Raw genomic sequence first — 22,905 nt, forward strand, 5'->3', positions numbered from 1 at the left:
AAATTTTTATGCTACTTTGGTTTTAGGTATTTTGAATTGGAATTAATTGAAAGCAATTATGACCGATTGAACAACAATAAATAGAATACATAGGCCAGTAATTCCATGTTTGGCAAGAAACCTGTTCTCAAAGAAGGTATTCAAATATTTTCAGTCAAAAAAAATGGGGAATTCAATGACTTTATCTTCGGTATAGTTACTGGAGTTGATGGAAGAAAAGTTGGAGTCAATGGTGTAATTGTAAATCCGATTGGTCTGAAAAACAAGATTGCCCAAGGAAAAACAGGTGAGCGCTCCCGTGAAATTCTAGAGCATCCAACTCCGGACAATGTTGTACTGGCTTTAGTGTATAGAGTAGAGCATGAGAATTATACTGGAATTTTAGATCTTGATGTTGACAAGTGTGATATCTTGCCACCAAAAATTTATGATATGCTTGATGGATGGATTCGCGAATCACTCCCTGAATTTATCAACGCAGTTTTGTCATTGCCGCCAGGTGCAGAAAGAGATGAGGCAAAAAGAGTACTCCGAAATAGAATGGATACTTTGATTGATAAAAATCTGAAACGAACACTTTATGCTGTTTGCCGAAGTCTAAAGATTCTCAATTAAATTTCTAGGCGTCATTTCTCCATAGTTTTATATTATGCCCCAAGAAAATCTCGATACAATGGAATATGTTTACGCTGCTTTACTTCTTCACAAATTAGACAAGGAAGTTAACGAAGCAAACCTCACATCAGTTGTAAAAGCATCTGGTGCAGAAGTTAATGATGCTCAAGTTAAAGCACTGGTAGCCGCCTTGGCCGATGTTAACATCGATGAGGCAGTTAAAGCCGCACCTGTAGCAGTTGCAGCAGCAGCCGCCCCAGCAGAGGCAGCAGCCGGTGGTGAAGCAAAGAAAGAAGAATCTCCTGAAGAAAAAGGCAAAACTGAAGAAGCAGCCATGGAAGGATTATCCTCACTATTTGGCTAAGCAACTTTACTTTTTTCAATTTAATTTTTAATTTCTAATTTTTAGATCTGATCCTTTTCATTAATCTTATTAGTAATCTTTCTGCCAAAGTATTGTTTGGTAGATTTTTCTTTTCCAATTGATGGCTTTATCAGTATTTTAGATTACTTGGGGACAATTGCATTTGCAGTAACAGGAGCATCAAAAGCAATATCTCACAAAGCTGATATTTTTGGAATTATTGTTTTGGCAACTGTAGTCGGTGTTGGTGGTGGGGTAACTCGTGATGTAATCTTTGGGCGGTTCCCAACTGCGTTCTCTGATCCAATTTATGTTTCTTTGACTGTAATTGCAGGAGTTGTGATGTTTTTTTTGTTTACAAAAATGAAAAAGCAGATGAATGTTTGGTTGGTCTTTGATGCAGTGGGATTGGGAGTGTTTTCTATCTTGGGCGCATCAATTGCATTTCAGATTGTGGGGCTGAATTTCCTGCCCATGTTATTTGGTGGAATGATTACTGCAATTGGCGGTGGAATTCTCAGAGATGTCTTTGTTCGCGAGATTCCAATAGTATTTGTAAAAGAGGTGTATGCCATTGCATCAATTATTGGAATTGTGATATTCTATGTTATACTATCTTCTGGTGTGGAAATTCAGCTTGCATCAATTATTGGAATTGTTGCAACAACTGGAATCCGACTACTTGCAATGAAGTTTAACTGGAATTTGCCAAAGGTACGAGAATCTTGAGTTAAATGAATAGGGTTACTCAGAATTGCATTTAATGAAATTGTTTTTATGTTTAGAAAAACAAAATTAATAATGAATTCTTCTGATTCTATTTCTAAAAAAAGGGTAAAAAAATCACTAGACGGTGATTTTGCATATCATCATCTTGCTCTTTCAAGATCAAACAACTTTCTTAGAAAACATGATTCAGAAAGATTGCCAATGTATGTGATGTTCGTAGATTTGGTCGGCTCTACTAAGATGAGTGCAAATTTGAGCCCAGATATTCTAAATGTAATAATTAGAACATTCTCACAAGAGATGGCAAATGTAATTGAGAGTTTTGATGGATATGTTCTAAAATTTGTGGGTGATGCAGTCTTGGGTTATTTTGTCCCTCAAGAAAAAACACCAAATTTAGCAGATAGAGTAATTTCATGTGCCAATATGATGCACAATGTAGTTGATAATGTGATAAACCAAGTACTAGAAGATGATAAATTCCCAATACTACAAATCAAAGTTTCCATTGATTTTGGTGATTGTAGCATTGTAAGATATGGGGCAGACAAGAATTTGTCTCATATAGACTTGATTGGCTTGACATTAAATTTAGCTTCAAAAATGCAAAACATTACAAAACCAAATCAAATCACAATTGGTCAATTTGTATATTCAAAGCTAACTCTGAAAACAAAAAAATTGTTCAAAAATAAAAAAACAGATCCTAAAAAATGGAGTTTTGCACAATTAAAAAACAAACACTATCTAGTCTACCAAAGTACAGTAGAATCATAATTTTCCGTCTGGGAAACCAACAATATCTACTTGTGTTGCCGAAGTATCAATGTCATCATCTTTTTGAATTTCTTCTAAAATGGCCTTGACAATTCTAGTTTTTACTGCACTTCTTTCTCGCACATGTACTGTATAATTCAAAAAAAGATCAATAGAATCACTTGTAAGATTAATATTCATTGTTGGTTCTCCTGATTGCTGTGTTACATAATATTTTTCATCAAGAGATGATATACACTTTTGTTGGCCTCTTCTGCATAGCTCTTAGTTTCTTGTTTTGCAATATTTAGAAATAATTCACTGGCTTTCTTCCAATTACTGTTAAAAGATAGAAGTTATTGATTTTGAAAATTACAAAATTATGAAATGAGAAATAATGATCAAACGACCTTTATCATTTGAGAATGATATGCTTCTTTGTCTTTTTTACTTCTTGGCATGCATCTCAATTGTTTTTTACAGCAAGGACAAACAAATCCGTCAAAATATACGAATATTTCACAAAAATTACATCTCTTTTGTCCCGCAGCATACCTTCCAGTTTTTCTTGGTTTGATTGCTTTGAATTCTTTACATTTGCCTGAACAATACCCCATTACAGATATCATGTGTTTCATAAGATAACTGTAGATTAACAATGTTAATCGATGTTTAATTATTCAAGCATGATAATTTTTGTATGAAAAAGATATTCCAAGAAATCTCATTGTTAGTAATTTTGCCTCTTATTTTGATGTCTGTGTCTTTGGCAGCAGTTGGTCCAGCTCATCATATCAAAACACTAAATGTTCCTAGAATTACAAAATTAAGAGAGTTTTCAGATGTACCGATTTCATGTGATGGCAACTTGTGCAATGATATCAATATTATAGAGCATGCATTTATTGAATTTGAAAAGACTCTGTCAGTTTGATATGCTGACAAAATTGTTTTGGATATTTCCTTCTCTTATTGCTTGAATTATTTTAAATGGTATTTTAGTAAATTCAAAATTGTTTTCAGCTGAAACGTATATTGTTTCATTGCCTGTTGGAAATTCTAGAATAATGACATTTTTTCTGTGATACATGGAAAAATTATTTGGTCCAAGTGAAGAATCAAACTCACATAGCATTTTTGTACGTAATGCGGCCTCCATAAAGAGCATCTCTCTGTCTTTCTCTTTGACATAAAATTGGATGTTGTTTTTGGCATCGCCTGTGATTAATCTACCATTTTCATTAATTACTCCCGCAAATCTAATGGTTTCATCAATTTCTAGAATTTTTTTACATATTCTTTTGTACGATGACTGCGTTGATATTTGGATCATTTCTGAATATCTCCAAGATTTCTTTTGAGGTGCTCTGAAAATGATTTGGCACACATATTCACGGACGTATGCATGAATTTATCCCAAGCATCAATTGTTGATAATCTAAACTGAATATATGATCTTACAAAATTAGTTGCCATATCAATTTGAGATTCATATATTTTAGAAACTGATTTTAAATAACTGTCATAGATGTTTAGACTTTTTTGATCTATTCTCATTTTGTCAAAATATTGCTTTTCAGCTATACTACAATTTCCAAAAATGTCTTTAATTGAATGCAGATATCTAGTATACAGATCAGAATATTCCTGAAATAACTGAGGCATTTCTGATTCAAGTTTTAGAATTATCTTCATTGTATTGTCTTTTAAAACTCCACAAACAGATTTTTCTTCATCTACAATCTCTTTTCTGATTATTTTGGGTTTGGTTGAAATTTCATTGATTGTTTTTTCCATGTGATAATTATGGCAACTTTACTATTAACCTTCGATTAACATAGTTAAACCATCCTTATATCCTGAGTAGGTGTATTATAACCACAATGAAAAATCCATTTAGTAAAAAGAACAATTGCACACAGTGTGAAGAAAAATTTTCAAACCATGATGATTTGGTGGTTCATGTTAGACATGAACATCATAAAACCATTTTAAAATGTGAAAAATGTGGTGCTGAATTCATTCATGAAAAAGATAGACTACACCATGCACGAAAAGAACGCGAAGAGGAGTTAAGGGAAAGATCTCATAGGGATTCTTATCCTGAAGAATCAGGCAGTACACAAGACAGAGTTACTCGACACACTAGTCATTTTGATGACAAGTTATAAGATAAATGAAAAACTAATTCAATTGAGACAAAATATGATGATTTGGAGTGTGATTATTTGAATCCTCTTTTTCAGCTTAGCACTCGAAGTTATGAAAAGGAAATCTCAATAGTAACTCAAGCACTAACTGATTTGGAAAATGAATGCTTTGTGAAAAATGGCTTTACCATTGAAAAACCATTTGAGAAATTTGGTTGGACTTTTTTTAATATTCAAATCAGCGAAGAGTTGGCAATTACCATAGAAAAATCTGGGATGATGGAGGGTGCATTGGGGCGAAAAATTGGAGAACAGATGACTAATTTCATTGGTCACTACTTAGAAGGAAAAGGTAGTTCTGTTCGAATCAAGCAGATTAATTACTGACAGTAATGGTTCCCCTCATTTCTGGATGAATTGTGCAATAATAGTCAAAACTTCCTTCCTTGTCTGCCAAAAATGTGACTGACTCGCTTTGAAAATAGCCTAGATCCTTGATGTGCACATTGAACTCATCAATGTTGAGATTGTGCTTTGATGGATTTCCACCTTCATTTTTTTCTTCATTGATTAAATGGATTTGAATTAGATTCCCCAATGATGCAGAAATTGGAGGTGATGTTCCCTCTGATGTTGGGAGTGCCTTGCCTCCTTTGGTATGCTGATAATGATATCCTCCGTGAGAAGATTTTACAGCCTTTAGAAAAATATTTGATGACGGGGCAAAGACCAAACCATCTGAATTAACTGGACTAAAAGAGTTCAGGGCAATACTGCCAATCAAGACAATAACTCCTGCAACTACTGCAATTGAAATTATGTTTGTCCTAGTTATCTTTGATTGCTTCTTCTTCTTTTTATTCAATGATGAGAAATGATTTTGGAGAATATATACAATAATTAACATTGTTAAGGAAGCACTAAATGTAAAATCTATCAATATCTCTTATGGTATTTACTAAAACTTGTCCCATATGCAAACACGACTATGCATCCCTTGAAAACTACATGTCTCATATCAAAACTAATCATGACAAAGTTAGACCAGAAGAATTTGTAAAAAGCAGCGGCGAATTAAAATGGTCTTTTAGAAGTGATGACTAAATTTCCAAACTATTTGATCTTAAGATAAACCCATTGAAGTTTTAGTCACCTTCATTATAATTCCACTAAATGAAATGGATGAAAGAAAATACCATGCCCAAAGATATAATGCATTTTCATGACCATAACAGACATTGCCTTCCTCCATTGCTTGTGATGCAGTACATGTAAGATGAAAGAAATCTCCTGGGAAAATATTCAATGGAATTGGAGATAATGCAACTGTATGTGCAAATAACTGTGGTAGTACAAGATAGAAAATTAAGATTAATGGCACAAAGGTAATCATCATTGGCTTCATGTTCATCTGCATCATCTCCATTGACATCTTGTTCATGTAAGATGATTTTTTACTCAGTTGGGCAATTTTGGCTTGATCCTTTGCCCTCATTGCAGCCATCCTCTCTTTTTGCCATGCCTTTGTTTCCTTCATTATTCGATTCAGCTTTGTCTGATCAACTAATTTTTTCCTGACAGTGGAATTGAAAAAATTCAATAAAACCCCAAATCCTGTAACGCCAAATAATGTTGGAATTAGTCCCTTCACAATTGGATCATCACTGCCTAATGCGCCTCTATTTTGCCCAAGAAATCCAAAAATTCCACCATTATCTCCTTGCAAGAAGATAGAATCTAGGAATAACAATATGACATTATGATCTAGCCATTCAATCATAAAATCATCACTTTAAATTCATTCAACGACTTTTTCTCAAGATTAACTGCATCAGTGCTTCTTTTGAATAATCTATTCCATGCTCGTTTTCAGTATGTTCTCCAAACTCTACTAAAACATGTTCTATTTCTCCTTCTGAAACAAAATCACACTCAAATCCATAATCTCCACAACTTAATTTTGTCATTGAACAATTTTGGAAATTTCTTAGTAATATAGTTCAGTTAACATTGTTAACTATAGAGAAAATAAAATGCAGAAGCAGTTGGAAATATTACCTCGCATTTAGAGGCAGACAACGAAAACTAGGACATGCATTGAGGATGACAGTACAGTTCTTATTTCCCATTTGGAGTAGTTGCTTCTGCATTAATTAATAATTGATAAATTACTATTTAGATAATGCTTAACATTGTTAATGGGATAATCCTTCTTCTGAATATTTCCTGTTTCTTGATTTAGTTCTAAGCCGTACACCACAACACGGACATCTTAGTTTTTCTGTTTCAACAAAAATAGAACACATTGTACATCTTTTGTGCCCTAATTGATAGCGCAACGAAGTTGGAACTGTAGTTAACTCTAAGCTTTCACATATTCCCTTACAACAAAAAGTCATCTCTAGCAAAATCGCCTCCTTCCTATTTGGAACTTTTCTAATCTCCACCAATCATCATTTCTTTTATCCAAATCATCATCTTCTGTTTCTGTTTTTTTCTTCATACTAGTAATTGGTATAATTTCTAATAAAACTGAATTAACATTGTTAAGTATTTGCTATATACTTCAAGTTGATAATACAATAGAATATAGATTGCTTGAAAAATTCACTATTTCACCATTTATGAAAAATTCAAAACACATAAAACAAATTTTTGAAAATATACGAGAGGAAGAATTTGTCTGATAATCACAACAATATCCTAAGCTCAATGGATCTATTCATTGAAAAAATTCAGCAACTCAAGGGGTTGATGTTGGGAGTTTCATTTTCTGCAGTAATTTTAGCACCCCTTGCAATTGGGATATCGCTATACATGCTAACACATCCAAAATTCCTTCATTTGATAGAAAATGAGGGTGAATTTGCAATATTGCTTACCGTTTTGCTGACTGCCGTATTGGTAACTTCTGGAATTTGGTTAGTTGCAGGAATACAACAATTTCGATCCCTTAGTAACTGGAACCAAAGATACAACAATTATCTGAGAAAACGAGATGATTTGGATAAGGATATCTCATCAAAATTTCATTTAGACGAAGAATAAACAACCTAGATTTACTGAAGAATCTGAAGATTTTCCGCCTCTTGGGAATAATTGCTCATATGGTTCTAGAATTTCATGGCAAAAATTCATCCCTTTTTGGGTTACTTTGAAAATTGTTATGGTTCTTTTCCCTTCTACAGTCTCTATTCTATGAATAATGTCGTTTTCTTCTAAATTATCTAAAATCTCTTTGTGCTTTGTAATGTTTAATCCACAAAAACTAAATAATGAAGTTTGATTCAGTTCTCCATATTCTGATAATGTGAGAATAATGTCTTTTACAATGTAAATTCTGTCTCTATATTTTTTGGATTCTGCCAATATTGATTGAATGTTTGATGGGACTTTAACTATTGTTACCAGTCTTGATAGATTAACAATGTTAAGCAACGCCTTATAATGTTAAATTTTTAATTTTTTTGTGAAACCAAAATTGCCTTTTAGTCGGAATGTGGTAAAAAGCATTCTAAAAAGAGAAACTGTTTTTTCAAATACGTGTAAAATTTGTAATATGGAGTTTACTGATCCGGAACGAACAAAAAAACACATGATAAAAGCACACTCCAAACCTAAACGTGAAAAACAAACACGCTGAAAATGGCAAAAGCTTATGTCATGATGAATTGTGATTTGGGTTCTGAAAAAGAAGTCATCTCATCACTAAAAAAAATCGATTGTATTAAAGAATCTCATGGAACTCTTGGACTTTATGATATTGTAGCTCAAATTGAATCAGGTTCTGAAGAGGATATTCGCCAAATTGTTACTGGAATAATTCGTAAAATGCCCAAAATTCAATCTACTGTAACTTTGACTCGTTCAGAATCAGGAGAGTTATTCCGATCTTCTGAGAAATTAATCGGAGCAATGCTTGGACAAAATCTTGCTCAAGCATATGTGGTGATTCACTGTGATAAGGGAGAAGAATATCCAATATTAAAAAATCTCAGTCATATACCAGAAGTAAAAGAAGCTGATGTAGTGTTTGGATTCTATGATGTAATTTGTAAAATAGAAACTTTTGATAATCGCCGATTGGAAAAAATTGTTACCAAAGCTATACGAGCACTTCCACATATCAAATCCAGCATGACTCTGAACATAATCAACGAACAATGTTAAACAAATTCTATCAAATTATTGCAAAAAATGAGATGGGGTTTAGATGAAATTAGGTATTAAACTTCTAATCCTTGGAATCATAGCAATTCTTGTTCAAGTTTTTGGAAATCTTTTATTTTAATAATTTAGAACTATTGTCGGTATAACAAAAATATCACATATCCAACATACCCTGCAATTAACAACACTCCTTCTTTTCTAGATATGACAAATCCGCTGCGCATTATAGGAATTAGCACAAGACTGAATCCAATCATTATTCCAATATCGATTAGCACCTTTTCGCTTACTGTAATTCCTGAAATTAGTGATGAGATTCCAAGTATTGCCATGATGTTGAAAATGTTACTTCCGACAATATTTCCCACACTAAGATCTGCATGACCTTTTCTTGCAGCAACAATTGATGTAATCAATTCTGGAAGTGAAGTTCCAATTGCTACTAGTGTCAATCCCATAAATAACTCTGATATTCCAAAACTAGCCCCAATAATTACTGCATTATCTACTGTAAGAAATGAACCTCCAGTGAGTAATCCTAGTCCAATAATCATGAAAATAATTGATTTTGAAAAAATATTTTTTTGCAAAATCTGGGATACCTGAATACTTGCAATGTCGATGTCTTTTTTTGAACTGTGATAACTGTACCACGTAAAAACAAAAATTCCTACAACAAGTAATACTCCGTCTAGAAAATCAATTTCCCCATCAATAATTATTGCTACTAGTAATAGTGATACTCCAATCATTATTGGCACTTCTTTTCTTATGGTGGATTTTGAAACAATTATCGGACTAACAATTGCAGATAGTCCTAGTATTGCACCAATATTGACAATGTTACTTCCAACCACATTTCCCAAAGCTACATCTGATAGTCCTTGCATTGCAGATGAAATGCTCACTGCAAGCTCTGGAGTCGATGTTCCAAAAGCCACAACTGTCAATCCAATTACCAACTGACTAACCCCTAGTCTGTTTGATATGGCAATTGATCCTTTGACTAACCATTCTGCTCCAAAATAGAGCATGGCCAAACCTGCAACTACAAATAAAACGTTGAAAATTAACTCCATTGATGAATCATTAATGCCTAGGAACTTGGATTCTAATACTCTTTGTGCTAATGATTACTCAACAATCTGAAGAGTGAATGCAAATGAAGGCAGACCCACTTTTGAAAATGATGTAAAACAACAATTTAGAGCAGCTGTCTTATCACGATTCACTCAGAATACCATATGGTAAACGAATTCTTAAACTGATAATCTTTTGATTTGATTCTGATTTAAATCAACTCCTTAGTTGTTTAATTATCTAATTGTGTAGAGAATGTCTCCGAGGTGAAAAATATGCAAACTCAGAAAATCAGCACATGGGATAAAATGGTACATGCGCCATTCAGAAAGGTCGTAAAATTTGATCTTATTTGTATGGGTATTGGTGTTGTAATGGGTATGGGTATTGGTGCCTTTATTGCAACCAGTATTTAGCTTTCATACCTATTTTCTGGGACAGATGAAATATTCTGTCTCTATTTTTTTCCACTTTTTTCTATGTCAATTAAAGTGACAGGGCAAGTGACATTTTCTACAACTTTACGTGAAACACTACCGAGTGAAAGTAGTCTCTTCATTCCTTTGAGCTTTCTTCGCTTTGTCATTACAATCAGATCCACTTTGTTATTATCAACAAAATCTAAAATGTGCTCAGCTGCATCACCAATCTCCACTTTGACTTTTACTGCAATGCCTTTGTCTTTGCATAACTGAGCTGATTTTTCCATTTTCTTCTCCATGTCTTTTCTAATCTCTTCATTTGCCTCATCAATGCTTTTGAGTAACCCTTCTCGTTCAGATGACGATAATGCAAATGATGGTGGGGACTGTATTTCCTCTACAATGTGTAAAATGATAATTTTAGATGATTCTCTTGCAGCAAAAATAGCATGCTTTAATGCTTCATCTCCTCCTTCTGTGCCTCCATGAGGTACAAGAATTGTTTTGTACACGATCAATTATTTGATGTCTTGTAAATAAACCCATCAACTTTTCTCAAATTAGAATTTTAGATGAAACAAATATTGTGACAGCTGAAATCAAACCAATTGCCATCATATTAAGAACAAAACCGTGTTTTATCATTGATTTAATTGGAATTTGTGCTTTCTCATAGATTAGTGCATTAGGTGGTGTACCCATTGGTAGCAAGAATGCAAATGAAGTTGCAACAGTAATTGCAAACAGAACTGGTAAAGGTGTCCATCCATTTAGCATTGCCATTGTTCCAACAATTGGGATGAAAATTGCAGCTGTTGCAGTATTTGATTTTACATTTGTCAAAAACATAATCATTGCAACAAGAATTACAATTACTAATTCAAATGGGTAATCTCCAACAAATGAAAGTGAATTTGCAATCCAATTTGCTAATCCTGAATCTACAAATGCCAAGGATAATGCAAAACCTCCTCCCAGTAAAAATAACAACCCGTATGGTAGTTTTTCAATTCCGGCCCAATTCATCAAGCTCTCAGAGCGAGTTTTTGGTAAAATAAAGAGGGAAATTCCTCCTAAAATTGCAATTACTGAATTTGTGATAAAAGATCCTTCAGGCTGCCATAAAGGAATTGTGAACATTAAAACCAAAACTCCAACAAGCACTCCGAGCACTGTTTTTTGTTCCATGGTCGTTTTTCCTACCTGGGATTTTTCTAACAAAATAGTTCGTTTGATTTCATTTGTGGTTTCTGAACTGCTTTTTTTAATTTGAGTGTTCATGTATAGCCCACAAAGTATTAGCATTGAGAATGCAAGTGGTGCTCCAAGCATTGACCATTCAACAAATGTTACTCTATGTGAGAACATTTCCATTACAGTTGCAGCATAAAGCAAGTTTGGAGGTGCGCCAATCAATGTTGCAACACTTCCAATCGATGATGAATATGCAATGGATAGCATAAAGATAACTTTGAATTTTGTAGTAACAAAATTTGTTTTATCCAAAGCTGCTAAAATTATTCCTGCAATTGGAAGTAAGATCAAAACAACTGTGGTGCTCATCACAACTGTAGAAAGTAACGCAGTTGTAATCATAAATCCCCAAACTATTCTCTTTGGGGAATATCCAAATATCGATATTAATTCAAATGCAATTTTTTTATGCAGTCCTGATTTCTCAATTGCTAGTGCTATCATAAACATTCCAAGCAGCAGCACAATTATTGGATGCATGTATTCTGCAGCAATTTGTTTGACTGGTAGTACTCCAAGTAACGGAATTAATCCTATTGGAAGAAGAGCTGTTGCATAAACTGGAATGGCTTCTGTGATCCACCATACAATCATCCATATTGAAATTGCAAAAACTGCTTTTGCAGCATATGACATTCCTTCTGGTGTTGGCATTAATATAATTAGAAAAAATAACGCAGGTCCTAAAACCATTCCAAATACTCTTAGATTAAACTTCATCTTGCCTGTGTATCTTTATTTGTGATATTTACTTTCCAACATATGCATAAACTGGATAGATTTTTTTTGTTTTTGCAGATTTATAGCCCCAGTTTGATTTTTTGATATCCAAACGCACAAAATACTCTTGAACAGAATCATGAAGTTTCGTAAAAATATCTCCACCAACCATTATTTGATCAGGCTGAGCTAGATTTTGAATTTTTGCTGCCATACTAACTGATGGTCCTAAAATATCTACATGAGCTTCTTGTAGATCATCGCCATATCGTACAATTGTGTTTTCTCCATAATCTATGCCAATTTTTATCTTTAATTCCGGAAGATTATTACTTTTTAAAATTGGATTAATACCTACTTTGATAATTTTTAGCATTGATTCCGCACAAGTAACTACTCTATTTGCAACGGGTGTGGATAGTTCTTCTGCAACAAAATATCCAATAACTGCATCACCTACAAATTTTAGCACAAAGCCATCATGTCGTTTAATCACATATGCCATCTCTTGAGCAAATGTTGTAAAAACAGTGGCAAGTTTTTCTTTAGGTAAATTTAGGATCATGGCTGTAGATCCTACTAGATCAACAAATAATACTGCCATGTCTATGCTCTGCAGTACTCTTTTTCTCAGAAATGTTTCTGATTCTTCAGTTACTGCAGAATACATGAATTCATGATTTAGTGATTTGTTTACTCTGTCTTGTATTTCTGCAGTTAATGTTTCAGAATCTACTACCTTTTCTGTACCCCGTCCAAGTAACATATCTACTATACTTGGAGTTTTATCTGAGAGTAAATTTTCAATTCCTTTTTTAGCAATTTTAGATGAATCGTCAACCAATGTACTGTGTCTAGATGGATTGTTTTTTAAACTGTTTAGATAATCTTGCAAAATACGTGGTATTTGACTAATTGACTTTATCTCGAATGATGTCAAAAAGCCTTGCTCTTAATAGCATGAGGATTCATAACTGTGTATAGAATTCATGATAAGACAGCTGCACACTCCTATACCAGTGCAGGTCTGCCTTCATTAATTCTATTTATCTGCACCATTCACAACAAAATTTCTGAGATTCAGGCACCATTCCCATTTTGACTAGGTACTCCATGGCTGATGAAACTTCGTACTTTTCATTACATTTTGTACATGTTGCCATCATTGGTACATCACTTTCTTTCTCATAGAATATTACTATCATACTATGAACATAAAAAATAGTATGTTCTTTATGATCGATCAAAAATCATCTGAATCTAGGATGATGGATTTTTTTATACTAAAAAAAGACCATGCGTAGGTTTAGTAATTTGGTTGCTGCATTGACAATAATTACTGCAGGCCCTGGTAGAATATCTCTTGCAAGTTTGATAAAGAAAATTCCAAAATTTTTGTATTAAGCAGAATTTATTCAATTCCATTTTTGGAACATTTGCGTATATCTTATATGCTTATGATCATACTATACTATATGAAGAAACGAATTACTATAATGATTGATGACGATCTAGATAAGAAACTTCGAGTAGTCCAGGCCAAAACAATTCAAAAAAGCCAATCCTCATACAGTTATTCTCAGGCATTAAATGAAGCATTGAGAAAGACTCTCTGAGTATTTCACTGAAATCAAATCATTTGATCAAATATACTGGAATTTTAGATTTTTGAAGGATGTGGTTTGATACACTACCTATCATGTCTTTAGACGCAGAACCTGATCCTGTTGTACTCATTACAATATGATCAAACTTGCCTGCTTTTGCAGTGTGAAGTGTAACATATCCTGGAGATCCTCTTAAAATTTTAGTTGAGAATTTGACATTTTTGTTTCCTGCACGTTTTGCTGCTTTTTTAAGAATAATATTGCCTTCTTCTACTATCTGCTTATCAATTGCCTTTGTTCTAGGACCTCCATCAATTACATGAGGAATTACATGAATGCCCATCACTTGACCATGTGTAAATCCAGCTAGGGTTATTGCTCTATCTAGGGCTTCAAAGGATTTTTTTGAACCATCAATTGGTACTAGAATTTTATTAAGATCCATTGAAAAAAACCTCAAAGCATCCCATATTAAGAGTAAATTTGATTCTCAATAGAGAAATTGATACTTTGGTTTTTCAATCTCTTTGAAATGAATTTAAAAAAGTTTAACATGTGGGGAGATTGATTCTCCCCACATAGTTGAATCGGGTGTTATATGACTATGCCAGGGCTGCGACTGTGTGAGATAAAATCTCTTCTTGATACATGCATTGACTGTGGAATCTAGTTTCGGTTAGTTCTGTGCATTGTTTACAAATCATTTGAATTGGATGATTGCAATGCAAACATTTCTTTGCTACATCCAATTCCCCTCCACATTGTCTACATAATGTATCGGGCATTTTTCCCACCTCAAGGGAAGTTTCTCCTACCAAACTTCCATTTGGAAACCACTTCTTCATATTCTGAAGAAATTTTCTCCATGCAATTCTTGGCAGATTGCTTTATCTGTTTGAGTGATGAATTTGTATTCATTGCTTTCACCTCCAAATTATTCTACTGACACAATCTTACCTTGAGGTTTTTCCTCGGCAAGTGACAATGTCAGTTCTAGAACTCCGTTTGTGTATTTTGCTTTTGCAGAGTTTTCGTCTACTTTTGATGGTAGAGGAATTTTCTTTTCATACTTTCTGTCATTGTGTTCTGCTGAGAGTAAGACTTGTTTATCTGACACAGTTAATTTGATATCAGATTTTTCAATCCCTGGCATCTCAGATACTATCTTGAGAGTACTGTCTTTTTCATCAACTGATACATCGACATATGGATCTCTTACTGAAGAGTCAGAAAGAGAATTTGCAGGTTTTGCATTTCCCCATTCAGTTACATGAGGAATTCCATCCTCTCCTACAGTCTTTACGTAACCGTAGTAGTATGGGCCAAAAGTTTGGATTGTGCCCCCTCTTGGACTATCGAAGACATCTCCCATTGAAAAAAAGGGATTCGACAATCTTCGAAATGCTGTTTCAAATTGGTCATCAAACATCTTTTAATCACTGAATTAGTGTAATGGTGATTACAAAATATAAATTTTTTGCATAAATGGTATTTAATTGACAATATGTCATATATATTACAACATTAAAATACTGGTGATTTCATAATATTTCAAATGGCAACTGCGATTATAGAATATGAAAATCAAGTAAAACCCAGGTCAGAAAGACAGGTTACCTATTTTTGCAGATTATGTCGAGAATATGGGGTCAAAACCAGAAAATCCCATTTACAGAATTTCCATAATGCAAATAGAGATACTGTAACCAAACGAAGTAACAATGATCTTGTGGATGTAATATTCATTGAAGCAAAATAGTTTGGATTTTTTTACCTGAACTATTTTTTTATCTAATTCTGTACATCGTTCTTGTTCTATGGAATGAGAATCAATACTTGAAACATCAAAAAAGTGTAATCCACTTGTCCTAATTCTGAATCAAGTCAATATCGATCCCACCTTATTACATACAAAACCTATTGTATTTCATGATGCAAAAATGTCAATTAGATAATTGTAATAAAAATAATTTGATCACAGATTCATTTAGCGGGGAAATTTTTTGTGCAGATTGCGGTACTGTAATTGAAGAAAAATTAGATAACAATAATGAAACACAGATTCATAGTCTTGAAGATTTTATGACAAAGAGTCATGTTGGTTCAAAACAATCACTTTCAATGTATGACAAAGGAATGTATTCTGTCATTGGCAACGATCGTGATGCTACTGGCAAGCCATTAAACTCTGGAAACAAATCCCGATTTAATCGATTACGTGTATTAGACAACAGAAGTAAATTGCGAAAATCATCGCAAAGAACTCTTGTTAAATCACTGACATTCTTAAATGGATTAAAAGAAAAATTGGGGATTTCAGAAAATACTGTAGAGGTTACCTGTTCCATATTTAGACGAGCACAAAAAAATCATCTTACCAAGGGAAGAACTTCAAACTCATTGATGGCAGCAGCTTTGTATATTTCCTGTAGACAAACAATGACTCCTCGTAGCTTGGATGATATTTCAGAAATTGGAAATATCCATAAAAAACCCCTGCAAAGAGCAGTTCGATTATTAATTGATGAATTTAGTTTGAATGTACCTCAGTACAACACTTCATCATTTCTATCGAAACTCTCCAGTGACATGGGGATTTCTGAAAAAACTAAACGATATGCATTGAAGATATTGGCAGATGTTGAAAAACTAGGTGCAACTGCAGGGAAGAATCCTATAGGTCAAGCAGCAGCATCATTATACCTGGCATCAATGCTTATGGGTGATACCGTTAATCAAAGGAAATTTTGTGAATCTTCCGGAATATCAACTGTTACACTAAGAAATAGAAAGAATACCATTCAGAAACTATTGGATTTATAATTCTGTTAAAATAACTTAAGGACAATATTTTCTGAAATACTAAATTTTAATTTAAGTTCTATTTCTTGTAAAAAATGCTTTTGCATCTTGTGGTGCTCTGGTAAATCTGCCCTCAATTTCTTCCCAATTAACTACATTCCACCAAGCAGATATGTAGTCAGGTCTCTTATTTTCGTATTTTAGATAGTATGCATGCTCCCATACATCCAATCCTAAGAGTGGAATGAGTTCCTCTGTAATTGGGCTGTCTTGGTTTGCTGTTGTTTTAAATTTAATTTTCTTTGATTTTGGATCATAGATTAGCCATCCCCATCCACTTCCCTGAATTGTTGCAGTGTTTGCTGAAAATACTTCTTTGAATTTCTCAAAACTTCCGAACTCTTTTACAATTTCATCCTTTAATGGACCGCTTGGTTCTCCACCGCCACCAGGTTTCATACTCTTCCAAAATAATTCGTGATTGGTGTATCCTCCACCATGAAAATTAATTCGTCCTCTAACTTCTGGCTTGAGTTGATCCAAATCTGAAAGTAAAATGAGTAAAGCTATATCCTGATTGTCTTTTGACATATCCTCCCATGCATCATTCAATCCGTTTGTGTAAGCTTGATGATGTTTTGAATGATGAATTTCCATAGTTTGAGCATCAATGTATGGCTCTAGTGCATCATATTCATATGGTAATTTAGGTAAAACAAAATCCGACATTATTGTTGAATATTCCTTTTACTGTATAAACAATTCTGAATTTGCAACTTTAGATTCATCTCAAAGTGCATCTTTGTCATTTTTACCATCGCGAATCTTTACTAAATTCTCAATTTTATAGCAAAATACTATGCCATCTCCTTTTTCACCGGTAGTTGCAGTTTTTTGAATAATCTCAATTACTTTGTCTTTATCCTCATCTGCACAAAGAAGCTCAATTTTGGATTTTGGGATATAGTTATGTGAATTGGTTCTTAATCCTTTATGGGAATGATGGATTCCTGTAATTTGAACTTGAAATGCTGAGAAAGTTGAAATGCCTACATCAACTAGGGCTTTTTTTACCTCATAAAAAACCGAGTTTCTTACAACTGCTTCTATCTTATACATTCTCTTTCTTAATCTCTTTTTTTAATTTATCCAAATCCTCAGTGTACTCTTTTTTCATTAAATTTTCAGGCTTTGTTTTGTTGTTTTTGTTTATCTGTGGTTCTTTACTTTGTTTTTTCATATTGATTTAATCTCTAGTCACGCTTATAATTTAGTTGAATTAAAGGGACCGACAATTGTTTTGATTCAGAGTTAATACAATTAGGACCAAACTCTTAAGCATGTATTGAGCATATTATTGCATGACAAACATAGATTCAAGTGCAATTATAGGAAATGGCGTTAAAACCCAAGAAAGTACTGTAATTGAAGGTGATGCTAAAATTGGAGATAACTGTGTATTAGGAAACAAAGTTGTAATCCAAAAACATGCCGTAATTGGTAGCGGTGTCACCATGGAAGATGGTTGTGTAATAGAACGTAAAGTCAACGTAGGCAATGATTGTGTATTTGGCAAAAAAGTAATCGTCGAAGGACATGCCGTTATCGGCAGTGGTGTCAAAATGGGCGATGATATAGTAATCGAAAAAGATACTACAATTCTAGATAATGCCGTTGTTGCAACTGGTACTGTTCTACCTGCAGGAAAGACATTTCCAGACGGAATTACAACCAAAGCAAAATACAATCCATCCTAAAATTCTCTAATCCTACTCTTTTTTCATTGGGATTTTCTTATTTTGTAATTAATTTCTGATCTTTGAATATCTTATTGATTACATCTACTACCCGGTTTAATTCAAATGGTTTCTGTAGAACATCGATTGCTCCAAGTCCTGATAATTTTTCCTTGTTTTTTACATCCTCAATTGCAGTCATTATGATTACTTTGGCATTTTTGTTTATTGATAATATTTTGTTTAGTGCATAGTACCCATCATAGGTAGGCATTGCTAAATCTATCAATACTATATCCGGATGATGTTTTTCATAAAGCTGAACTGCTTCAAGGCCATCATTACCTGTCCCCACGACATCAATATTTTTCAAACGTAAAAATTCACAAAAAACATCCAAATGTGATTCAACGTCATCTACGACGATTACCTTGGGAATAATATTCATCATTTTATGTAGAAAATCACATTACATTACAGATTGTTTGTAATAATTTTACAACACCTCACAAATGGGTAATAGTTGCACAAAATCTATAAAAATTACTTGTAAGGATGAACATCTGTGAATTGATCAAAATAGAAAATATTTCTTTGAGTGATTATTAGAGCAATCTCCGGAGCAAAAACTTGAATTGTTTGCAATAAAGTCCTCCTCACAGTTTCTACATTTTGGCATGTTTTTTCATACTAGATTAACTTCATAAGAGATATTGTGTTCAATAATTACAACATTTTTTGTCAAAAATTATTTCTAGCATTTAATTTGATTTTGAAATAATTTCTTTAAAGAATCCATTTTTAGATGTCTTTTAGAACCGTCCTTTTTCCTTTGATTCCTTCTTCAAGTACAAGATTCACAACTTGCGAAAAGGATATACTCTCATTGGTATTTTGAATTAGTTTTGACTGGATTGTTCTGAGGCTTTTTGACATGTCTTTATCTAGTGTTATGGTTACTCTAGCATAGTTTGATGTATCTTTTCTTTCTAGTTCAGTGGAATAATATGTCTGACATTTAGTCGAGCAATAAATAGCGTTTTTTCCAGTAATGTTTTTTCCACAGTATTTGCATTTCATATTAATTCTATTCTTGCTTTAAGCTGTTCCTGAATATATTCTATCATTTTTATCTGATTTTCAAGGATGGAGTTTAGAGTTTGAAATATAATTCTCAATTTTTTGCATCAATACACCTAAGATTCTTCTGGAGGCTTTATCTTTCTGAAATTAATGTAAACGCCAATGTCATACGCGATTTTTAACACTCCGCCAATCACAAAAGGTGCAGATAACCATAATGAGTGAATTATTAATCCAGTAATTGACGGACTAATTGCTTGTGCAACATTTCTTGATGTATTTGTAATTCCAGCAGCAGCAGTTCTTTCATTTTCATCTACAACTGCAACAATGTATGATTGCCTTGTTGGCACATCCATCTGAGATAATGTCATTCTTGCAAGATGCAATCCCAATGCAATTGGAAACGTTGGAGCAAATGCCAGTAAAATAAGTAAAACATTTGCAGGAATGTGTGTGAATACCATTGTGTTTATCAATCCAATCTTGTCTGCAATTTTAGTAGCCAAAATATATGAAAACGCAGTCAAGACACCAGCTATTGCAAAGACAAAAGACAACGTAGTTAGATCAACCCCGAATCTGGTAAAGAACCAAAACGAAATGATGCTTTGAATTACAAAACCTCCTGCAAAAGAATCCAGTGAGAACAATACTGATAATTTTCCAACAATTGTTCTTGACTTTGGAGAGAGTTGTTTTAGTGGGGAACTCGGTATTTTGATTTTATTTTTTACTTCAATATTTTTACTTAATAGTAGATACAAAATTGCAACAATTAATCCTGCAATTATGTATGCTGCAAATAGAGGCTTGAATGATTCGATATTTGACCAACCACTTTCTTGGAGTATTTGCGGAATTCCTGCAAGTAAAATCCCTGCAGACATTGCAAATGTCCCACCCATGTTATAAAACGCAAAGAGAGTGTTTCTTTTTTTAATTTTTTTGACTGTTTGTGGTAGTGCTGCCTGCTCAATTGATAGAAATGCACCTGTTTCAGAACCTGTAACATTGATTGTTCCAATTAGTGCAGCAATGATTAGGGAAAGATAATTATCAGTTAGAATGAAAATGGTTCCTGCTACAGACATCAAAACTGCATAAATTAGTAGAATTCTTTTTCTTCCAAATCTATCTGCATAAAAGCTAGCAAATAATGTGAAAAAAACACTATTGAGCAAAGTTACTGAAAGAATCACTCCAATTAGAATATCATCAAAACCGATTTGCTTTAGATAAATTGCAAGAATGATACTCAAAAACCCATACGAGAATGTTCTTACCATTCTAGCTGTGATGAGTAATTTACCATCTTTTGTTAACCAGTCTAATAACAATTATTTCAAAACCTGAATCTGATCTTATGGTTTAATATCTGGTAGTGTGGTAAAAGCAGAATTGACATGTTTGATAATTTCTTGAGTGTCTGCATCTCTTTGTGCAGAAATTAAGACAAGAAATTCTTTAGTTGGAATGCTAATCATTTTCAAGTTGGTTCTTCTTGATACAATATAGTCAATACTTCCCAAGTGCTCATCAAAGTCTTTTCTCATCATATACTCTAGCATTAATTGAACATACATCATTTGATTGTCTTTGTCTGGAAGGAAAGATGTAACACCTTCTTTGAAACCTCCTGCAATCTTTTTTCCCATTTTGTTTAAAACTCCGACAAATCGAATTTTTGGTAGTTGCAAAACTTTTTGGCAAGCTTGCTCTAGATTGTCAATTTCATCTGAAGACATAATCAAATTGTGTTAATAGCAGATAAAAACAGTTCCCTACATCATAACAGATTCGCACAAATAGCTATATTCCAATAGAGAATCATGTTTAATATTTTGAGTAATGGCTATCTTCAATCCATCTCACTTCCAATAGAGATTCCTGTTTTGGCAGTAATGATTAGTTGTGTAACTATGACTATTTTTGCAATTACTCTATGGATTACCTGGAAGACTACAAAAGAAAATACTCGGGCAACATACTCACAACTATTACGCTCATTTCATGAAGATCTAACTAAAAGACTGGAAAAAAATGCAATTTTGCAGACAACAGAGGATTGTGAAAGATATGCAAATGATTATCTAAATACGCTTGACGAAATTGCTTATCTAACACTGAATAACAAAATTCCAACTGAGATTGGAACGTATCTTCGACGTTTCTTCGGATATGGTATAATTATAATTGATTGGTATGATAAAATGGTCAGTGCTGACTTTGGAAGAATTGCCAAAGCCAACTGGCCAAATCATTTTGAGTTTTGTAAGAAATTCAACATACAAAAAAATCCTGATGACAAACTACCAAAAATCATGCAGGATTTCAATCGAAAATAAAACTTGAAGTTAGTTGTTCTGATGCTGGCTCGAGCTCTCTATATATTGAGAATTGATGGAGTGTCTTGTATGCTGTTGTTTCTTTTTTGAATGTATCTTGCTCTAAATGTCATCAACGTTATGAAATATCCTCGGCAATGGAGTATCTGATACAAATGGGATTGATTCCTTTTGACAAGCCACTTTATTGTAACATATGCCGAGATAATGATTAATTCTTTTCTAGTTGTAGTAATTCGTATCGTATTGCAATCAACAAAAGAATTATAGAGGCAATAAAAGATGATCCAAGCCATACTACGAAAATGAGCGAAGACTAGAATTCATTTTTATTCCTATCTGTGTATCAATTCCTCCCCAAAATGGGGGTAGAGTCAAGATGGACTCTAACCTTTGATGGATTTCTGCTGATTCCTTATTATCGGGAATTGTTTTTACTCTTCTTTAGATCTTCTTTGGCCTTTTGATACTCTTCATTTGCCTTGGTTATTGCGTTGTTGTATGCTTCTTTTATTTCATTTTGGGTTTGTTCATATTTTTTTTCTAGCGCTTTGATGTTTTGTTCGTCTGTTGTTTCAGACAATGATATTTCATGTGCAGTTCTTGCATCTTCTAGTTGTTTTTCATACTTTATTTTTGCGTCATTGATTGTTTTGGTATATGCTTCTCTTGCTTGTTTTGGATCAGTAATTTTAGTTGTTGATGCTTGTTGGTAAATCTCCCAAGCTTGGGCAATTTTTTGATCACGAATGATCTTGGCATCTGCAACTATTTTGTAATAGTTTTTCTCAGCCTGCTTTTTTAACTCAGGATCTTTAGGGGATTTTTCAGTTATTGTTTTTAATTCCTCTTTTGCTTTTTGAATTGTTTCACTAAACTCCAATTCTGCAGCCAATTTTGCTTGGTTGTAAACATCCTTTGTATCTTCAGCATGTGCTGCTGTTGAAAAAACAGATACAAACAGTAATGCTACTAATGGAGCTCCAAGCCATTTGTTTTTTAATTTTATTTTTTCCATTTTCATTCACTTTTTGGTGAAACGTAAGGAGGCAACTATCAGGATTCGAAG

The 22,905-nt window shown here is 33.4% G+C and carries 39 protein-coding genes; 15 read left to right on the forward strand and 24 right to left on the reverse strand.

Annotated elements, in window-relative coordinates; all coding sequences use genetic code 11:
• Nucleotides 1–105 precede the first annotated feature (105 nt).
• The 4 genes from ACW9W3_RS07625 to ACW9W3_RS07640 all read left to right on the forward strand — a co-directional run bounded on the left by ACW9W3_RS07625 (nucleotide 106) and on the right by ACW9W3_RS07640 (nucleotide 2,485).
• Nucleotides 106–615 (forward strand): hypothetical protein, encoded by a 510-nt coding sequence (locus tag ACW9W3_RS07625; protein ID WP_457765555.1) that lies wholly within the window; start codon nucleotides 106–108, stop codon nucleotides 613–615.
• Nucleotides 616–673: 58 nt separating this feature from the next.
• Nucleotides 674–979, forward strand: a complete 306-nt coding sequence (gene rpl12p / locus ACW9W3_RS07630; protein WP_457765609.1) for a 50S ribosomal protein P1 — start codon at nucleotides 674–676, stop codon at nucleotides 977–979.
• Between the two features lie 96 nt (nucleotides 980–1,075).
• Nucleotides 1,076–1,708, forward strand: coding sequence for a trimeric intracellular cation channel family protein (locus tag ACW9W3_RS07635; RefSeq protein ID WP_457765556.1), 633 nt, complete (start codon nucleotides 1,076–1,078; stop codon nucleotides 1,706–1,708).
• Nucleotides 1,709–1,780: 72 nt separating this feature from the next.
• Nucleotides 1,781–2,485 carry an adenylate/guanylate cyclase domain-containing protein gene (locus ACW9W3_RS07640; protein WP_457765557.1) on the forward strand — a complete coding sequence of 235 codons (705 nt, stop codon included), beginning with the start codon at nucleotides 1,781–1,783 and terminating at the stop codon, nucleotides 2,483–2,485.
• Here ACW9W3_RS07640 and ACW9W3_RS07645 read toward each other — a convergent pair.
• Entirely contained in the window at nucleotides 2,480–2,665 is a 186-nt protein-coding gene (locus ACW9W3_RS07645; RefSeq protein ID WP_457765558.1) for a hypothetical protein, read from the reverse strand. The genes ACW9W3_RS07640 and ACW9W3_RS07645 overlap by 6 nt on opposite strands.
• 200 nt (nucleotides 2,666–2,865) lie before the next feature.
• A complete protein-coding gene (locus tag ACW9W3_RS07650) occupies nucleotides 2,866–3,102 on the reverse strand; it encodes a hypothetical protein (RefSeq protein ID WP_457765559.1) in 237 nt (78 codons plus the stop codon).
• A gap of 62 nt (nucleotides 3,103–3,164) precedes the next feature.
• Between ACW9W3_RS07650 and ACW9W3_RS07655 the strand changes: the two genes are divergently transcribed.
• The gene (locus ACW9W3_RS07655) at nucleotides 3,165–3,398 is read left to right on the forward strand and encodes a hypothetical protein (RefSeq protein WP_457765560.1); all 234 of its coding nucleotides are present in this window, start codon (nucleotides 3,165–3,167) and stop codon (nucleotides 3,396–3,398) included.
• Here ACW9W3_RS07655 and ACW9W3_RS07660 read toward each other — a convergent pair.
• Together ACW9W3_RS07660 and ACW9W3_RS07665 are read right to left on the reverse strand one after the other, a co-directional pair.
• Nucleotides 3,390–3,797: a DUF6659 family protein gene (locus ACW9W3_RS07660; RefSeq protein WP_457765561.1), complete on the reverse strand. Its 408-nt coding sequence runs from the start codon at nucleotides 3,795–3,797 to the stop codon at nucleotides 3,390–3,392. The genes ACW9W3_RS07655 and ACW9W3_RS07660 overlap by 9 nt on opposite strands.
• Entirely contained in the window at nucleotides 3,794–4,261 is a 468-nt protein-coding gene (locus ACW9W3_RS07665; protein ID WP_457765562.1) for a hypothetical protein, read from the reverse strand. The genes ACW9W3_RS07660 and ACW9W3_RS07665 overlap by 4 nt, the downstream gene beginning before the upstream one ends.
• An 86-nt stretch (nucleotides 4,262–4,347) precedes the next feature.
• Between ACW9W3_RS07665 and ACW9W3_RS07670 the strand changes: the two genes are divergently transcribed.
• Both ACW9W3_RS07670 and ACW9W3_RS07675 read left to right on the forward strand, forming a co-directional pair.
• Nucleotides 4,348–4,635, forward strand: a complete 288-nt coding sequence (locus tag ACW9W3_RS07670) for a hypothetical protein (RefSeq protein ID WP_457765563.1) — start codon at nucleotides 4,348–4,350, stop codon at nucleotides 4,633–4,635.
• A 57-nt stretch (nucleotides 4,636–4,692) separates the two neighbouring features.
• Entirely contained in the window at nucleotides 4,693–5,001 is a 309-nt protein-coding gene (locus tag ACW9W3_RS07675; RefSeq protein WP_457765564.1) for a hypothetical protein, read from the forward strand.
• On the opposite strand, the gene ACW9W3_RS07680 is transcribed toward ACW9W3_RS07675, so the two are convergent.
• On the reverse strand, nucleotides 4,991–5,479 hold the full coding sequence (locus ACW9W3_RS07680) for a cupredoxin domain-containing protein (RefSeq protein ID WP_457765565.1): 489 nt from the start codon (nucleotides 5,477–5,479) through the stop codon (nucleotides 4,991–4,993). The genes ACW9W3_RS07675 and ACW9W3_RS07680 overlap by 11 nt on opposite strands.
• 83 nt (nucleotides 5,480–5,562) lie before the next feature.
• On the opposite strand from ACW9W3_RS07680, the gene ACW9W3_RS07685 reads away from it, so the two are divergent.
• The gene (locus tag ACW9W3_RS07685) at nucleotides 5,563–5,718 is read left to right on the forward strand and encodes a hypothetical protein (RefSeq protein WP_457765566.1); all 156 of its coding nucleotides are present in this window, start codon (nucleotides 5,563–5,565) and stop codon (nucleotides 5,716–5,718) included.
• A 19-nt stretch (nucleotides 5,719–5,737) separates the two neighbouring features.
• Here ACW9W3_RS07685 and ACW9W3_RS07690 read toward each other — a convergent pair whose 3' ends face one another.
• Both ACW9W3_RS07690 and ACW9W3_RS07695 read right to left on the reverse strand, forming a co-directional pair.
• Nucleotides 5,738–6,394, reverse strand: coding sequence for an EMC3/TMCO1 family protein (locus tag ACW9W3_RS07690; protein WP_457765567.1), 657 nt, complete (start codon nucleotides 6,392–6,394; stop codon nucleotides 5,738–5,740).
• Nucleotides 6,395–6,416: 22 nt separating this feature from the next.
• The gene (locus ACW9W3_RS07695) at nucleotides 6,417–6,581 is read right to left on the reverse strand and encodes a DUF1059 domain-containing protein (protein ID WP_457765568.1); all 165 of its coding nucleotides are present in this window, start codon (nucleotides 6,579–6,581) and stop codon (nucleotides 6,417–6,419) included.
• 745 nt (nucleotides 6,582–7,326) lie between these two features.
• Here ACW9W3_RS07695 and ACW9W3_RS07700 point away from each other — a divergent pair.
• The gene (locus tag ACW9W3_RS07700; protein WP_457765610.1) at nucleotides 7,327–7,662 is read left to right on the forward strand and encodes a hypothetical protein; all 336 of its coding nucleotides are present in this window, start codon (nucleotides 7,327–7,329) and stop codon (nucleotides 7,660–7,662) included.
• Here ACW9W3_RS07700 and ACW9W3_RS07705 read toward each other — a convergent pair.
• Nucleotides 7,648–7,983, reverse strand: coding sequence for a winged helix-turn-helix domain-containing protein (locus ACW9W3_RS07705; protein ID WP_457765569.1), 336 nt, complete (start codon nucleotides 7,981–7,983; stop codon nucleotides 7,648–7,650). The genes ACW9W3_RS07700 and ACW9W3_RS07705 overlap by 15 nt on opposite strands.
• Nucleotides 7,984–8,259: 276 nt before the next feature.
• On the opposite strand from ACW9W3_RS07705, the gene ACW9W3_RS07710 reads away from it, so the two are divergent.
• A complete protein-coding gene (locus ACW9W3_RS07710; RefSeq protein ID WP_457765570.1) occupies nucleotides 8,260–8,784 on the forward strand; it encodes an Lrp/AsnC ligand binding domain-containing protein in 525 nt (174 codons plus the stop codon).
• Between the two features lie 131 nt (nucleotides 8,785–8,915).
• Here the strand turns inward: ACW9W3_RS07710 and ACW9W3_RS07715 are convergent, their stop codons facing one another.
• Nucleotides 8,916–9,863, reverse strand: coding sequence for a calcium/sodium antiporter (locus tag ACW9W3_RS07715; protein WP_457765571.1), 948 nt, complete (start codon nucleotides 9,861–9,863; stop codon nucleotides 8,916–8,918).
• A 276-nt stretch (nucleotides 9,864–10,139) separates the two neighbouring features.
• Between ACW9W3_RS07715 and ACW9W3_RS07720 the strand changes: the two genes are divergently transcribed.
• The gene (locus tag ACW9W3_RS07720; RefSeq protein WP_182130103.1) at nucleotides 10,140–10,280 is read left to right on the forward strand and encodes a hypothetical protein; all 141 of its coding nucleotides are present in this window, start codon (nucleotides 10,140–10,142) and stop codon (nucleotides 10,278–10,280) included.
• A gap of 41 nt (nucleotides 10,281–10,321) precedes the next feature.
• Here the strand turns inward: ACW9W3_RS07720 and ACW9W3_RS07725 are convergent, their stop codons facing one another.
• The 4 genes from ACW9W3_RS07725 to ACW9W3_RS07740 all read right to left on the reverse strand — a co-directional run bounded on the left by ACW9W3_RS07725 (nucleotide 10,322) and on the right by ACW9W3_RS07740 (nucleotide 13,465).
• A complete protein-coding gene (locus ACW9W3_RS07725) occupies nucleotides 10,322–10,798 on the reverse strand; it encodes a universal stress protein (protein ID WP_457765572.1) in 477 nt (158 codons plus the stop codon).
• Nucleotides 10,799–10,841: 43 nt separating this feature from the next.
• The gene (locus ACW9W3_RS07730; RefSeq protein WP_457765573.1) at nucleotides 10,842–12,260 is read right to left on the reverse strand and encodes an SLC13 family permease; all 1,419 of its coding nucleotides are present in this window, start codon (nucleotides 12,258–12,260) and stop codon (nucleotides 10,842–10,844) included.
• Between the two features lie 28 nt (nucleotides 12,261–12,288).
• The gene (locus tag ACW9W3_RS07735; protein WP_457765574.1) at nucleotides 12,289–13,104 is read right to left on the reverse strand and encodes an adenylate/guanylate cyclase domain-containing protein; all 816 of its coding nucleotides are present in this window, start codon (nucleotides 13,102–13,104) and stop codon (nucleotides 12,289–12,291) included.
• Between the two features lie 202 nt (nucleotides 13,105–13,306).
• Nucleotides 13,307–13,465: a hypothetical protein gene (locus ACW9W3_RS07740; RefSeq protein ID WP_457765575.1), complete on the reverse strand. Its 159-nt coding sequence runs from the start codon at nucleotides 13,463–13,465 to the stop codon at nucleotides 13,307–13,309.
• A 270-nt stretch (nucleotides 13,466–13,735) separates the two neighbouring features.
• Between ACW9W3_RS07740 and ACW9W3_RS07745 the strand changes: the two genes are divergently transcribed.
• Complete coding sequence (locus ACW9W3_RS07745) at nucleotides 13,736–13,876, forward strand: hypothetical protein (RefSeq protein WP_457765576.1); 141 nt, start codon at nucleotides 13,736–13,738, stop codon at nucleotides 13,874–13,876.
• A gap of 19 nt (nucleotides 13,877–13,895) precedes the next feature.
• On the opposite strand, the gene ACW9W3_RS07750 is transcribed toward ACW9W3_RS07745, so the two are convergent.
• The 3 genes from ACW9W3_RS07750 to hsp20 form a co-directional block, all read right to left on the reverse strand.
• Nucleotides 13,896–14,312, reverse strand: a complete 417-nt coding sequence (locus ACW9W3_RS07750; protein ID WP_457765577.1) for a universal stress protein — start codon at nucleotides 14,310–14,312, stop codon at nucleotides 13,896–13,898.
• Between the two features lie 157 nt (nucleotides 14,313–14,469).
• Nucleotides 14,470–14,712 carry a hypothetical protein gene (locus ACW9W3_RS07755; RefSeq protein ID WP_457765578.1) on the reverse strand — a complete coding sequence of 81 codons (243 nt, stop codon included), beginning with the start codon at nucleotides 14,710–14,712 and terminating at the stop codon, nucleotides 14,470–14,472.
• 89 nt (nucleotides 14,713–14,801) lie between these two features.
• Complete coding sequence (gene hsp20 / locus ACW9W3_RS07760) at nucleotides 14,802–15,296, reverse strand: archaeal heat shock protein Hsp20 (RefSeq protein ID WP_457765579.1); 495 nt, start codon at nucleotides 15,294–15,296, stop codon at nucleotides 14,802–14,804.
• Between the two features lie 500 nt (nucleotides 15,297–15,796).
• On the opposite strand from hsp20, the gene ACW9W3_RS07765 reads away from it, so the two are divergent.
• On the forward strand, nucleotides 15,797–16,690 hold the full coding sequence (locus ACW9W3_RS07765; RefSeq protein WP_457765580.1) for a transcription initiation factor IIB: 894 nt from the start codon (nucleotides 15,797–15,799) through the stop codon (nucleotides 16,688–16,690).
• A gap of 51 nt (nucleotides 16,691–16,741) precedes the next feature.
• On the opposite strand, the gene ACW9W3_RS07770 is transcribed toward ACW9W3_RS07765, so the two are convergent.
• The 3 genes from ACW9W3_RS07770 to ACW9W3_RS07780 are packed head-to-tail and all read right to left on the reverse strand — an operon-like array spanning nucleotide 16,742 to nucleotide 17,909.
• Nucleotides 16,742–17,398, reverse strand: a complete 657-nt coding sequence (locus ACW9W3_RS07770; RefSeq protein ID WP_457765581.1) for a superoxide dismutase — start codon at nucleotides 17,396–17,398, stop codon at nucleotides 16,742–16,744.
• Between the two features lie 60 nt (nucleotides 17,399–17,458).
• Complete coding sequence (locus ACW9W3_RS07775) at nucleotides 17,459–17,788, reverse strand: P-II family nitrogen regulator (protein ID WP_457765582.1); 330 nt, start codon at nucleotides 17,786–17,788, stop codon at nucleotides 17,459–17,461.
• The gene (locus tag ACW9W3_RS07780) at nucleotides 17,781–17,909 is read right to left on the reverse strand and encodes a hypothetical protein (protein WP_457765583.1); all 129 of its coding nucleotides are present in this window, start codon (nucleotides 17,907–17,909) and stop codon (nucleotides 17,781–17,783) included. The genes ACW9W3_RS07775 and ACW9W3_RS07780 overlap by 8 nt, the downstream gene beginning before the upstream one ends.
• 121 nt (nucleotides 17,910–18,030) lie before the next feature.
• On the opposite strand from ACW9W3_RS07780, the gene ACW9W3_RS07785 reads away from it, so the two are divergent.
• On the forward strand, nucleotides 18,031–18,426 hold the full coding sequence (locus tag ACW9W3_RS07785; RefSeq protein ID WP_457765584.1) for a hypothetical protein: 396 nt from the start codon (nucleotides 18,031–18,033) through the stop codon (nucleotides 18,424–18,426).
• A gap of 37 nt (nucleotides 18,427–18,463) precedes the next feature.
• Here ACW9W3_RS07785 and ACW9W3_RS07790 read toward each other — a convergent pair whose 3' ends face one another.
• The 4 genes from ACW9W3_RS07790 to ACW9W3_RS07805 form a co-directional block, all read right to left on the reverse strand.
• Entirely contained in the window at nucleotides 18,464–18,853 is a 390-nt protein-coding gene (locus ACW9W3_RS07790) for a response regulator (RefSeq protein ID WP_457765585.1), read from the reverse strand.
• 353 nt (nucleotides 18,854–19,206) lie between these two features.
• A complete protein-coding gene (locus ACW9W3_RS07795) occupies nucleotides 19,207–19,485 on the reverse strand; it encodes a hypothetical protein (protein WP_457765586.1) in 279 nt (92 codons plus the stop codon).
• A 116-nt stretch (nucleotides 19,486–19,601) separates the two neighbouring features.
• Nucleotides 19,602–20,828 (reverse strand): MFS transporter, encoded by a 1,227-nt coding sequence (locus ACW9W3_RS07800; RefSeq protein ID WP_457765587.1) that lies wholly within the window; start codon nucleotides 20,826–20,828, stop codon nucleotides 19,602–19,604.
• Between the two features lie 24 nt (nucleotides 20,829–20,852).
• The gene (locus ACW9W3_RS07805) at nucleotides 20,853–21,236 is read right to left on the reverse strand and encodes a DUF6659 family protein (RefSeq protein ID WP_457765588.1); all 384 of its coding nucleotides are present in this window, start codon (nucleotides 21,234–21,236) and stop codon (nucleotides 20,853–20,855) included.
• 96 nt (nucleotides 21,237–21,332) lie between these two features.
• On the opposite strand from ACW9W3_RS07805, the gene ACW9W3_RS07810 reads away from it, so the two are divergent.
• Nucleotides 21,333–21,836, forward strand: a complete 504-nt coding sequence (locus ACW9W3_RS07810; RefSeq protein WP_457765589.1) for a hypothetical protein — start codon at nucleotides 21,333–21,335, stop codon at nucleotides 21,834–21,836.
• Nucleotides 21,837–22,254: 418 nt separating this feature from the next.
• Here ACW9W3_RS07810 and ACW9W3_RS07815 read toward each other — a convergent pair whose 3' ends face one another.
• The gene (locus ACW9W3_RS07815; protein ID WP_457765590.1) at nucleotides 22,255–22,854 is read right to left on the reverse strand and encodes a hypothetical protein; all 600 of its coding nucleotides are present in this window, start codon (nucleotides 22,852–22,854) and stop codon (nucleotides 22,255–22,257) included.
• Between the last annotated feature and the right edge of the window lie 51 nt (nucleotides 22,855–22,905).

The organism is Candidatus Nitrosopumilus sp. bin_68KS (genome assembly GCF_054095825.1).